General features: G+C 75.2%; 10 protein-coding genes. 3 read left to right on the forward strand and 7 right to left on the reverse strand.

Going from position 1 to position 11,876, the window contains the following annotated elements; all coding sequences use genetic code 11:
• Window positions 1-68 precede the first annotated feature (68 nt).
• The 4 genes from OG422_RS26130 to OG422_RS26145 all read right to left on the reverse strand — a co-directional run bounded on the left by OG422_RS26130 (window position 69) and on the right by OG422_RS26145 (window position 4,651).
• Window positions 69-599, reverse strand: coding sequence for a DUF6286 domain-containing protein (locus OG422_RS26130; RefSeq protein WP_405746222.1), 531 nt, complete (start codon window positions 597-599; stop codon window positions 69-71).
• A gap of 403 nt (window positions 600-1,002) precedes the next feature.
• On the reverse strand, window positions 1,003-1,812 hold the full coding sequence (locus tag OG422_RS26135) for an endo alpha-1,4 polygalactosaminidase (protein ID WP_405746224.1): 810 nt from the start codon (window positions 1,810-1,812) through the stop codon (window positions 1,003-1,005).
• Between the two features lie 340 nt (window positions 1,813-2,152).
• Entirely contained in the window at window positions 2,153-3,538 is a 1,386-nt protein-coding gene (locus OG422_RS26140) for a cryptochrome/photolyase family protein (RefSeq protein ID WP_405746226.1), read from the reverse strand.
• Window positions 3,539-3,598: 60 nt separating this feature from the next.
• On the reverse strand, window positions 3,599-4,651 hold the full coding sequence (locus tag OG422_RS26145) for a DUF1266 domain-containing protein (RefSeq protein ID WP_405746229.1): 1,053 nt from the start codon (window positions 4,649-4,651) through the stop codon (window positions 3,599-3,601).
• A 158-nt stretch (window positions 4,652-4,809) separates the two neighbouring features.
• Between OG422_RS26145 and OG422_RS26150 the strand changes: the two genes are divergently transcribed.
• The 3 genes from OG422_RS26150 to OG422_RS26160 all read left to right on the forward strand — a co-directional run bounded on the left by OG422_RS26150 (window position 4,810) and on the right by OG422_RS26160 (window position 7,687).
• A complete protein-coding gene (locus OG422_RS26150; RefSeq protein ID WP_405746232.1) occupies window positions 4,810-5,787 on the forward strand; it encodes a class I SAM-dependent methyltransferase in 978 nt (325 codons plus the stop codon).
• Between the two features lie 165 nt (window positions 5,788-5,952).
• Window positions 5,953-6,399: a hypothetical protein gene (locus OG422_RS26155; RefSeq protein ID WP_405746235.1), complete on the forward strand. Its 447-nt coding sequence runs from the start codon at window positions 5,953-5,955 to the stop codon at window positions 6,397-6,399.
• Between the two features lie 523 nt (window positions 6,400-6,922).
• Complete coding sequence (locus OG422_RS26160; protein ID WP_405746237.1) at window positions 6,923-7,687, forward strand: DUF2637 domain-containing protein; 765 nt, start codon at window positions 6,923-6,925, stop codon at window positions 7,685-7,687.
• Window positions 7,688-7,755: 68 nt separating this feature from the next.
• Here OG422_RS26160 and OG422_RS26165 read toward each other — a convergent pair whose 3' ends face one another.
• From OG422_RS26165 to OG422_RS26175, 3 genes are all read right to left on the reverse strand, one after another.
• Window positions 7,756-8,589, reverse strand: a complete 834-nt coding sequence (locus tag OG422_RS26165) for an aldo/keto reductase (RefSeq protein ID WP_405746240.1) — start codon at window positions 8,587-8,589, stop codon at window positions 7,756-7,758.
• Window positions 8,590-8,708: 119 nt separating this feature from the next.
• Window positions 8,709-10,535: an AMP-dependent synthetase/ligase gene (locus tag OG422_RS26170; RefSeq protein ID WP_405746243.1), complete on the reverse strand. Its 1,827-nt coding sequence runs from the start codon at window positions 10,533-10,535 to the stop codon at window positions 8,709-8,711.
• Between the two features lie 326 nt (window positions 10,536-10,861).
• Complete coding sequence (locus tag OG422_RS26175) at window positions 10,862-11,725, reverse strand: LysR family transcriptional regulator (RefSeq protein ID WP_405746246.1); 864 nt, start codon at window positions 11,723-11,725, stop codon at window positions 10,862-10,864.
• Window positions 11,726-11,876: the final 151 nt, after the last annotated feature.

Genomic DNA, 11,876 nt, shown 5'->3' on the forward strand with positions numbered 1-11,876 from the left:
CGTCCTTTTACGTGAGCAGGGTGTACGTCGAGGGGGCGCGCCGACGGGGCGGGTGGCGCAGACACCCCCTACGCGGGGGCGATACGGATCACCAGGCGCGGTGGCCGGACGAGGCCCAGCCGGTCGCGCAGGGCGCGCAGCTCCGCGGTGAGCGCGGCCCGCGCCTCGGCCGGATCGCCGAACACCAGCACCGCCCGGACCACGGCACGACGGCCCCGCACCCGCACCCGGGCCCGCGCGATGCCCGGCACCCGCAGGGCGGTGTCCCGCAGCAGCGTGCCGAGCCCGCGCCGGTCCAGGGCGGCGTCCGCGCCGGGCAGCAGCCGCGCCCCGGCGCCCTCCCGGAGCCCGCCCGGTACGAGAGCCAGTACCACCATCGCCACGCCCAGCAGCGCGACGACCGCGCCGCCCGCGATCAGCCGCCCGTCGGTGAGCCGCAGGGCGGACACCGCCCCGTCGAGCAGCCCGCCGAGGACGCCCACCGGGCCGGCCGGGCCGGGGAGCGGCCGCCCGCCCCACGCGACCGCCAACGCGGCACAGCAGGGCACCACGGCACCCGCCGTCAGCACCACGCTCCACCGGCGTCCCACGCGCTCCATCGCCGTCCTCCTCATTCCTGGTTCCGATCCGTGCGGCGCGTGCCGTGCCGCGCCCGGGGCCGCGGTGCCGACGCACCGTGCCTGGGCCGTGCCCGGCCTCGCGGCCGACGCGCACCATGCAGGGACCCTGCCTGTCCCCGCGTCCCATGCGACCACGTCCGCCCGGCCGGTGCCGTCCGTTCCGTCGGCGCCGTGCCGCGGCCCGGTCGCGCCCGCGCACCCCGGTGCCGTCGGCGGGCCGGGTACCCGCCCCTTCACGATCCCGCCCGCCCCACCGGACACTTCCGGCATCGCGCCCCGCCCCTCTCGCCTGCCCACTGTTGTGATGAAGTCAACCTCATCCACCGGCCCCCTTGCGCCCGAACCCCGTGGAGTAGGGGGTCAGCCCGCGGGCGCCGCGCCGTCAGCAGTGCCGGTACACATAACCGTGCTCCCCTTCGGGCCGTACGTCGCGATCGCGCAGGGTGAGGGAGAGGCGGTCGCCCCAGTGGCGGCAGCCGGTGGTGAAGTCCTGGGTGCGGTACTCGATGTCGAGGACCCGGCCGTCGTAGGCGGTCAGATAGCGGTCGCACTCCCGGTAGCGGGCGCACTCCTCAGTCACCGCGAAGTCGAAGCCGATCCGGTCCCGCTCGCCGAGCAGACCGGCGGTGTTCTTCTGCGCGAAGGCCAGGCCCCGGGCGTGGGCCCGCCGCGCCAGCAGCCGGGCGAACGCCGCCGCGTCGTCCGCGTCGAGCCGCCCGCCGGAGCGTTCGTACGAGTCGAGGTTGTCGGCCTCCACGGCGTCGAAGCCCGCCGTGGCGCAGCCGTCGATCCAGCGCCCCACGACCTCGGCGGCGGCCGCGCGCCGGGCGGACGTGGACACGTCCAGCAGCGGTTCGTCCCAGTCCTCGTCGATCACCAACGGGCCGTCGTCACCGTCCTCGTGCAGCAGCAGTTCGGGGTGGTGGTGCCGCCACCAGCCGACCGCCGCACCGGGCTGCGTCTGGAACGCGTTGACGTAGCAGACGCTGTAGCGGCCCTCCGCCGGTTGCGCGGTGCGGTCGCGGGAGACCACCCGTACGTCGTCCCGCGGCGGGTACGCGCCGCCCAACTGGTAGTCGAAGACGGCGTCGGCGGGCGGCAGCCGCACCGTGCCGGGAGCGGCGGACGTGGCCGTGGGCCGTGCGCCGGACGGGCCGTCGGCGGTGGGGGAGCAGCCGCAGAGAGCGGTCATCGAGCACACCAGGGCGAGGAGCAACGCGGAGCGACGGGACGGGCGGCGCACGACGGCATCAGCTTTCGGTCGGTTCGCCCCGGGGGACCGGCCCGGGAAGCGGGCCGGGAGCGCGCGCGGTCCGTGCGCTCGGAGGGGACATCCGGAAGCGTACGCACCGGGGCGCGTTCGCCTGGCGTGCGCCCCCTGGCCGCCGCGTACGCCCTGGGGGCGGCCCGAGGCCGGCGGGGCCTGGACGGGCGCCGGACGGGGCGCCGGTCACCGCCCGGCCGCGTGACGCATCGGCCCGGCCGTCAACCGGCCGCCCCGCGCCACGCCCGGCCCCGCGCCTCACCTCCGCTCACCCTCCGCCCAACCCCCTCGCCCGCCGAAACCGGGCCACCCCCTCGCCCAGCTCCACCACCGGCACCGGATGATCCGACGCAGCCCACTCCCGGCCGCCCAGCTCCCACGGCCGGTGGACGGCGGCGCCCGGTACGTCCGCCAACTCCGGTACCCAGCGCCGCACATACGCGCCCTCCGGGTCGAAGCGACGGCCCTGGACGACCGGGTTGAGGACCCGGTTCGGGCGGGTGTCGGTGCCGGTGCCCGCCGCCCACTGCCAGTTCAGCTGGTTGTCGGCGAGGTCGCCGTCCACCAGCAGATCGAGGAAGTGCCGGGCGCCGACCCGCCAGTCCACGTACAGCGTCTTCGTCAGGAAGCTCGCGGCCAGCAGCCGGGCGCGGTTGTGCAGCCACCCCTCGTGCCGCAGCTGCCGCAGCGCCGCGTCGACCACGGGATAGCCGGTACGCCCATCCCGCCAGGCCGCCGCCTCCTCGCCGTCGCCCCGCCAACGATCGCCCCGGGGACGGTAGTCCTGCCAGGCCGCCGCCGGGCGCGCCGCCAGCACCTGGTGGTGGAAGTCCCGCCACGCCAGCTGCCGTACGAAGGCGCGCGCCCCCGCGCCGTCCCGGGCCGCCGCCTCGCGGACCAGCTCCACCGGGGAGACGCAGCCGAAGTGCAGATACGGCGACAGGCGCGAGGTGGCGTCGCCCGGCAGATCGTCGTGCCGGTCCGCGTACGCGGCCAGCCCCGTGCGCCGCCAGGCGGCGAAGCGGCGACGGCCCGCCGTCTCGCCGCCCTCGGGCAGCCCGGGCGACGGACGCCCACCGGGACACAGCACGTCACCCGTGGGCAGCGCCGCCGAACGCACCCCCTCCGGCACCGCGACCGTGCGCGGCGCGGCCACCACCGGGCGCGTCCCCTCGGCCTGCCAGCGCCGGAAGTACGGCGTGAACACCGCGAAATGATCCTTGCCCGGCCCCGAGGGGACCACCGCACCCGGCGGCACCGCCGTGATCACCGCGTCGTGGACCACCAACCGCCGCCCATCAGCGGCGAGTTCGGCCGCCAGCCGCCGCTCCCGGCGCGCCGCGTAACCGGACACCCCGGCCGCCAGGTGCACCTCCCCGGCGCCGCACTCCACCGCCACCCGGCAGGTCTCGGCCACCACCTCGCCCGTACGGACGATCAGCCGCCCGCCCCGGGAGCGCAGTTGAGCGTCGAGATCGGCCAGCGTCGCCGCCAGGAACGCGGCACGGTTCGCCGTCACGAACCCGGCGGCGGCCACCCCCGAGTCCACGACGAACAACGGCACCACCCGGGCCGCGGCCCGTACCGCCGCCCGCAGCACCGGCTGATCGCGCACCCGCAGATCGGAGGTGAACAGACACACCGCGACATCCATGCCCCCACCCTGGCGCATCTGCCGCGGCCCGGTGCCCGCCGACGCGCCCCGCGCGCGGCCTCAGGCGAACGCCAGCCCCCGCCACGGCGACGCCGGATCCTGGGTGAGTGCCCGGTGCACATGCAGCGCCTCGGCGTACGGGGTGCCGAACCAGCCGTTGTCGAAGGCGAGCATCCGGCCCAGCGCGTACCCGGCGGCGTACCCCTCCCAGGAGCCGTACGCCTCACGGGCCAGCGCACCGGCCCGCTGCACCGCCTGCTCGGCCTGCGGCGGGGCGCACAGCCGCGCGCCCAGGCCCCGGCGGACGAGGTTCACCGCATGCGTGAGGTCCAGTGCCAGCACCGAATCCACGCGCCCGTCCGCGGGCAGCAGCCCGTCCGTGCGGAACCGCTCCTCGTACCGCGTCACCAGCTCCGGCACCCCGGCCTCACCGTCCTGCTCCGAAGCGTCGCCCTCCCGGCGGGCACGGAGCGCCGCCTCGGTCTCCGCGGGCAGGAAACGGCCGCCGAGCAGCTGCTCCAGCCGCTCCTGCCAGGACCCCGGGTCGCTCACCGACCACTGCTCGCGCAGCGTCTGCGCGTCCGAGGCGTGGTCGAGGAAGGCGGTGCCCAGTTCGTTCCACGGCACGCTGTGGTGCACCGCCAGCGGCGCCCCGCAGGCCAGCCCCTGCGCCAGCGGCCCGTGCAGCGGTCCGGTGGCGAGCGTGGTGAGCAGCCCGCCGGGGCGTACGCCGAAGTGGGCACGCGCCTGGAGCCAGGCCCCTCGGTGCGCGGGCGTCGCCGCGAGATACGCCGCCGACGGTGTCCCCGGGTTGACCGCCAGCTGCCACTTGTCGTGCGGCCAGTCCTGCGCCAGCTCCTCGACCGAGACCCGGTCGAAGAACTGCTGCGGTTGCCAGGGCGGCAGCATGCCCCGCGTGAGCACCGGCAGACATGTCCCGCCGGCCACCGGATCGTCGTAGACCGGCAGCGGATCCTGACCCGGCTGCGGCGCCACCAGATAGAGATCCTCGCCCGCCAGGGCCGCGACCTGGCCCGCCCCGTCGCCACGCGCCGTTGCCTCGCACAGCCGCCGCTCGGTGTCCGTCGGCGGCATCCATACCGGAGTACTCACCCGCCCGACCCTACGGCGCCCGCCCCGACCCGCCGCCACCAGGGCATCGCTGACGACCTCGCCCGCGAGGGTCAGCGGCGTCGTTACGGATCACCCGCGGCCTTGCCGAACCGGCAACGAAGCTTGCTCCCCGCCGGTGACCGGTCCAGGCTCACCCCATGACCCACGACGACGCCCGCCCGCACACCCCCGCGCACGGCCACGGCGCGCACGCCCCCGGACACCACCACGGCGACGCCGGCATGGACTGGGAGGTGATGGGGCCGCTCCTCGAAAGCGGCGCCGAACTGCACTCCGCCGTCTTCGAGCAGGCCGCCGTCTGGCTGCGCACCCTGCTCACCCCGCAGGACCTGGACCGGCCCGCCCCCGTCCGCCGCATCCTGGACGTCGGCAGCGGCCCCGGCGTCGCCACCTGCCTGCTGGCCCGCGCCTTCCCCGAGGCGGAGGTCGTCGCCGTCGACCCCACGCCCGCGCTGCTGGACCGCGCCCGCGCCCGGGCCGCCGCCCTCGGCCTCGCCGACCGCGTCACCACCCACCGCGCCGAACTCCCCGACGGCCTGGACGACGACGCGGCCCCGGACCCCGGCGGCCACCCGGCCGGGCCGGTCGGCGACGCCGATCTCATCTGGTCCAGCCGGACCCTGCACCACGTCGGCGACCAGCGGCGCGCCGTCGCCACGCTCGCCCGCCATCTGCGCCCCGGCGGCCTGCTCGCCCTCTCCGAGGGCGGTCTGCCGCAGCGTTTCCTGCCCCGCGACATCGGACTGGGCCGCCCGGGCCTCCAGGCGCGGCTGGACGCGGCGACCGAGGAGTGGTTCGCGCGGATGCGGGCCGCGCTGCCCGGCGCCGAGGACACCGTCGAGGACTGGCCCGCCGTCCTCACCGACGCGGGCCTCGGCACCCCGCACAGCCGCAGCTTCCTCGTCGACCTGCCCGCCCCGCTGTCCGCCGCGGGCCGGGCGTACGTGAGCGCCGCACTGGCCCGCGCCGTCGAGGCGTTCGGCGACGAGTTCGCCCCCGACGACCTGGGCGTCGCCACCCGCCTCCTCGACCCGGACGACCCGGCCGGTCTCGCCCGCCGCCCGGACGTCTTCCTGCTCGCGGCTCAGACCGTGCACGCGGCCCGCGCCCGGTAGCCACCGGACCGGAAAACGCCCCGGCCGCCGCCCGCCCGGCGACCGGGGCGCGCCCGCGCCTCCCGGGCCCACCGGAACGGGGCCCGTCACCGGTGGCATGGCAGCCCCGGTGCCCCCTGGTTAAGCTCGGTCGGGGGGCCGACGACCCTATCCAGGGAGGCTCCGATGAAGCTGCCCGAACCTCGTGACGTCGCCCCGCGCCTCGCCACCGGCGCGTTCCTCCTCAACTCCGGTCTGGGCAAGGTGACGGCCGACGACGAGACCGCCGCCGGGATCCACGGCTTGGCCTGCACCGCGTACCCGTTCCTGGAGAAGCTCGAACCACGCGTCTTCGTCCGGCTGCTGGCCTGGTCGGAGGTGGCCGTCGGCAGCGCGCTGCTCGCCCCCGTCGTACCGAGCCGCCTCGCCGGCGCCGCGCTCACCGGGTTCTCCGCCGGACTCGTCGGCCTCTACCTCCGCACCCCCGGGATGCGCGAGCCCGGCAGCCTGCGCCCCACCCAGGACGGCATTCCGCTCGCCAAGGACACCTGGATGCTCGGCATCGGCCTGGGCCTGCTCGGCACCGGCGCACGCTGGGGCTGCTGCCGGGGGCGTCGCCGCTGCCGCCGCTGAACCGCCCGCCCGGCTCCCGTTCGGCCGGACGGTGCGTGAGCGACACCCCGCGCTACGCCGACCGGCCGAACCCGTTCGCGATTCCGGGTGCTTCCGCATCACTCGAATGCAGCATGTACGACTGGCCGGTTTGTTCGTTGGACCGGGCGTGACGTCAGCACGCGCCAGTGACCGTGCGCGGCCGGGTGGCCCCGCCGTGCGCCGAGCCGAAGGAGCCGGCGGGCCGCCCCGCCGCCGTCCCGCCGGCCGCTCCGGTGCCTGCGCGGGGCCACCGCCCGCCCGCCGCACGCCCGCCCGGGCCCGGCGCATACGCAGGCGCCGCCCCGCCGTCGCGCGCCTCTCGGCGTCCGGCCGCGCGGCCCCCGGGCGGCTCGGCGCCGCGCACCGCCCGTGAACGTCCCCTGCGACCACGTCCCTCACCCGATCCGGCCCCGCCGCCGCGGGGCCGCCCCGGCGGCTGCGCCGGGTGCGGGCCCGCGCCGCACGCGCATCCCGGCCGGGTCCTCCTCCCGAAAGACATGACGTGCACGAGACCCAGACCTACATCCCGGTGCAGCAGACCGATGAGTTCGTGCCGAGCCAGGGCACTTTCGCCCGTCCGGTCCGGGACACCGAACCCCCGGTCGGCGTCCCGCTGTTCGCACCGCAGCCGGACCCCTACGGGTTCGACGCGGTCGCCTGGGCGAACGTCCCGGTGTGGGAGACCTCCGGCCCGGCGCCCCAGGACCCGCACGCGACGGACGGATATCCGGCGCCACCACCCGCCGGACCCGCCGTCAGCCATGCGCGCACCCGGCAGCACCGGCCCGGCGTCCACCGCGCCGACTCCGCCCGGCTGCGGCGCTGGGCACGGCGGATCAGCGCCACCGTCGCCGCCCTCACCGCCGTGATGATCAGCGTGCTGGGCGCCATGGTCTGCTACGCGCCGCTGCGCGCCCTCGCCTCCCAGGGCGCCTCCGGCGGCCTCGCCGACCTGTGGCCGCTGCTGATCTACGGCCCCTGGATGGTGGCGTCGCTCGCCATCCTGCGGGCCTCCGCCAACGGCCGCCGCGTCGCGCACTCGTGGTGCGTGGTCATCCTCTTCTCCGCCCTCGCCGTCGTGCTGTGCGTCGCCCACGCACCGCTGACGCTGTCCGCCATCAGCGTCGCCGGGCTGCCGCCGATCACCGCGCTGCTCTCGTTCCACCAGCTGGTGCGCCAGATCGAACCTCCCGCGCCGCCGCTCCCCGCCCCGGCGGAGGAACCCGGCAACGGCCACCACCGCAAACCGCCGAGCTCCCGGCCGTAACCCGCTGCCCGCCCGCAGCGCGCCGCCGCCCCGGTCCACCGGGACGGCGGCGTGTTGCGCTGCCGGGCTCAGGCGACGTCGAAGGCCGCCGGGTCCGGGCCGAGCCGGGTGCCGTTGTCGAGACCGGCGACGGCCGCGAGGTCCGCGTCGTCCAGCTCGAAGCCGAAGACGTCGAGGTTGGCGGCGATCCGCGACGGCGTCACCGACTTCGGGATGACGACGTTGCCGAGCTGGAGGTGCCAGCGCAGCACCACCTGGGCGGGCGTCACACCGTGCTTGGCCGCGATCTCGGTGAGCACCGGCTCCGCCAGCAGGTTCTTGCCCTGGCCCAGCGGCGACCACGCCTCCGTCGCGATGCCGTGCCGGGCGTGCACCGCGCGGGAGTCGGCCTGCGGGAAGTACGGGTGCAGTTCGATCTGATTGACCGCCGGGACGATCGACGTCTCGCCCATCAGCCGCTCCAGGTGGGCGGGGAGGAAGTTGGAGACGCCGATGGCTCGGGCGCGGCCCTCCGCGGAGATCTTCTCGAAGGCGCGGTAGGTGTCGATGTACGTGTCCTTGGCGGGCAGCGGCCAGTGGATCAGGTACAGGTCGACCTGCTCCAGGCCGAGCTTGTCGAGGGAGGCGTCGAAGGCGCGCAGCGTGGCGTCGTAGCCCTGCTCGGAGTTCCAGAGCTTGGTGGTGACGAAGAGTTCGTCGCGGGGGATGCCGGAGGCGGCGAGCGCCCGGCCGGTGCCCGCTTCGTTGCCGTAGATCGCGGCGGTGTCGATGCTGCGGTAGCCGGCCTCCAGGGCGTGGCCGACGGCGACGGCCGCCTCGGCGTCCGGCACCTGCCAGACGCCGAAACCGAGCTGCGGCATCGTGACGCCGTTGTTGAGCGTGATGGTGGGGACCTGGCTCACGGGGAATCGATCCTTACGTTGTGGTGCGTGTGCGGGGGCGACAACGATCATCCGCCGCCCCGTATTCCCGTACACCAGGAGAAATGTCCCGTACCGCCCGGATGGCCGCCCCGTCCGGCTCAGCCCCGGTAGAGCGCCTCCACCTCGGCCGCGTACGCCGTCTCTATCGCCTTCCGCTTCAGCTTCAGTGACGGCGTCAGCAGCCCCTGCTCCTCGCTGAACTGGTGGGCCAGTATCCGGAACGTCCGGATCGACTCGGCCTGCGACACCAGGGTGTTGGCGGCGACCACGGCCCGCCGGATCTCCGTCTCCAGATCCTGGTCGCGCACCAGCTCCATGGGGCGCATGTCCGGTTTGCCGCGCATCGTCACCCAGTGGGTGACGGCCTCCGGGTCCAGCGTCACCAGCGCGGCGACGAACGGCCGGTCGTTGCCGACGACGAGACACTGCGCGACCAGCGGGTGTGCCCGGACCCGGTCCTCCAGGACCACCGGTGAGACGGTCTTGCCGCCGGAGGTGACCAGGACCTCCTTCTTGCGGCCGGTGATCGTCAGATAGCCGTCCTCGTCGAAGGAGCCGAGGTCGCCGGTGGCGAACCAGCCGTCGTGCGGCACGGCGCCGGCGCCCTGCGGATCGCCCAGGTACCCCTGGAAGACCTGGCCGCCGCGCAGCCAGATCTCGCCGTCGTCCGCGATATAGACGGTGGTGCCGGGGATGGGCGTGCCGACGGTGCCGAACCGTGTCCGCTCGGGCGGGTTGGCGGTCGCGGCGGCGGTGGACTCCGTCAGGCCGTACCCCTCGAAGATCCGCACCCCGGCACCGGCGAAGAACAGGCCGAGGCGGCGCTCCATTCGGGAGCCGCCGGACATCGCGTGCCGCACCCGGCCGCCCAGCGCCTCACGGACCTTGGAGTAGACGACCTTGTCGAAGAACTGGTGCTGCATCCGCAGGGCGGCGCCGGGGCCGGGGCCGGTGCCGAACGCCTTGTGCTCCAGGGCCTCGGCGTGGCGGACCGCGACGTCGACGGCCTTGTCGAACGGCCCTTCCTTCCCCTCGGCCTCCGCCTGCCGCCGCGCCGCCGCGAAGACCTTCTCGAAGACGTACGGCACCGCGAGGACGAAGGTCGGCCGGAAGCTGCGCAGGTCGGGCAGGAGGGCGCGGGCGCTCAGCTCCGGCTGGTGGGCCAGCTTGACCTTGCCGCGGAGGGCGGCGACCTCGACCATCCGGCCGAAGACGTGCGACAGCGGCAGGAAGAGCAGGGTGGACGCCTCGTCGCCGGGCCGGGAGTGGAACGCCGAGTCGTAGCGCTCGACGATGTTGTCCGCCTCGGCCATGAAGTTGGCGTGGGTCAGGACGCAGCCCTTGGGGCGGCCGGTGGTGCCCGAGGTGTAGATGACCGTGGCGATGGCGTCCGGGGTGACCGCCATCCGGTGCCGGTGCACCACATCGTCGTCGAGATGGGCACCCGCCGCGGTCAGCTCGGCCACCGGGTCCGTGTCGAGCTGCCACAGGCGGCGCAACTGCGGCAGCCGCCCGATGACCGAGCCGACGGTCATCGCATGGTCCTCGTGCTCCACCAGACAGGCCGTCACGCCCGCGTTGTGCAGCATCCAGAAGACCTGCTCGGCGGAGGACGTCGGGTACAGCGGTACGGACTGGCCGCCGATCGCCCAGATGGCGAAGTCGAAGACGGTCCATTCGTAGCGGGTGCGGGACATGATCCCGACCCGGTCGCCGAAGCGGATGCCCTGGGCGAGCAGGCCCTTGGCCAGCGCCATGACCTCGTCCCGGAACTGCCCGGCGCTGACGTCGGTCCAGCGCCCCTCGCCGTCCTTACGGGCGAGCGAGATCCGGTCCGGATCGCGTGCCGCATGGTCGAAGACGGTGTCCGCCAGCCCACCGACCCGGGGCCCGGTCGCCAACGGCTCCACGGTGAACTCGCGCAATGACCCAGCTCCTTGTGGTACTCCTCACACGGCCGCGACCGTACCCCACGGCATCGCCCCCTGGGAGGGCCCTACCACGTTCCGAACGGGCCGGGACGCCCTCCGGCCATCCGGAGGAAACGGACCACTCCCCGGAAGAGCGGACATGGACCGGTCATCCACCTGCGGAACGATCACGACCTGGGGACCGTATCTGCACCAAACCTCTGCACCGGAAGGGTGAACCCGCGGTGCCGTCCGGCCGGAAACCGCTGCTGGAGCCGGGCGGGAGACGGGCCGGAGCCTGGATGGGGCCGGGCCGGAGCCGGGCCGGGGTCCACCGGCCGTCACGGCAGTTGCAGCCGGTCGCCCCCGGCAAGGATCGCGTCGGCCAGCGCCTCGGCGGGACCGCGGGCGGCGGTGGCGCGCCGCCCGTGCAGCAGGACGAAGTCCACCCCGCCCAGCTCCGGCAGCCCGGCCCGGGACGCCATCCGCACCAGGCCCGGCGGGATCATGCCGAGGGTGTGCGCCATCACCCCGAGCCCGGCGCGGGTGGCGGCGATCAGCCCGTTGAGGCTCCCGCTGGTACACACGATGCGCCAGGCCCGGCCGTGCTCCTCCAGGCACTCCAGCGCCCGGGCGCGGGTGAGCGCGGGCGGCGGGAAGACGACCAGCGGCACCGGGCGGTGCGGATCGAGCCGCAGCCGGTCGCTGCCCACCCACACCAGCCGGTCCCGCCACACCAGCCGGCCCCCGGGCCCCTCCGGGCGCCGCTTCGCCAGGACGAGGTCGAGCCGCCCGGCCGCCAGAAGTTCATGGAGGGTGCCTGAAAGTTCGACGGTCAGCTCCAGGTCGACCTCGGGGTGTTCGCGGCGGAACCCCTCCAGGACCTCCGGCAGCCGCGTCAGGACGAAGTCCTCGGACGCGCCGAACCGCAGCCGCCCGCGCAGCCGGGTGCCGGTGAAGAACCCGGCGGCGCGCTCGTTCGCCTCCAGGATGGTGCGGGCGAAGCCGAGCATCGCCTCGCCGTCCTCGGTCAACTCCACGCCGTGCGTGTCCCGCGCGAACAGCCGCCGCCCGGCCGCCTCCTCCAGCTTCCGCACATGCTGGCTGACGGTCGACTGCCGCAGCCCCATACGGTGCGCGGCCTGGGTGAAGCTCAGGGTCTGCGCGACGGTGAGGAACGTACGCAACTGCGCGGGATCGAACACGGGGCACCTCGGGTGGGCGACGGTCCGGCCACCGCGGGACCGCGCCCGGGGGAGCGGCGTGGCCGGAACGGGCCGGTGTGCGGCCATGGTAATCACGTTCCGGCATCACAGTGAGTGCAGCGAACGGGGTTCCCGATATCCGTGGGGACCG

Source organism: Streptomyces sp. NBC_01525, assembly GCF_045040405.1.
Classification (GTDB): domain Bacteria; phylum Actinomycetota; class Actinomycetes; order Streptomycetales; family Streptomycetaceae; genus Streptomyces; species Streptomyces benahoarensis.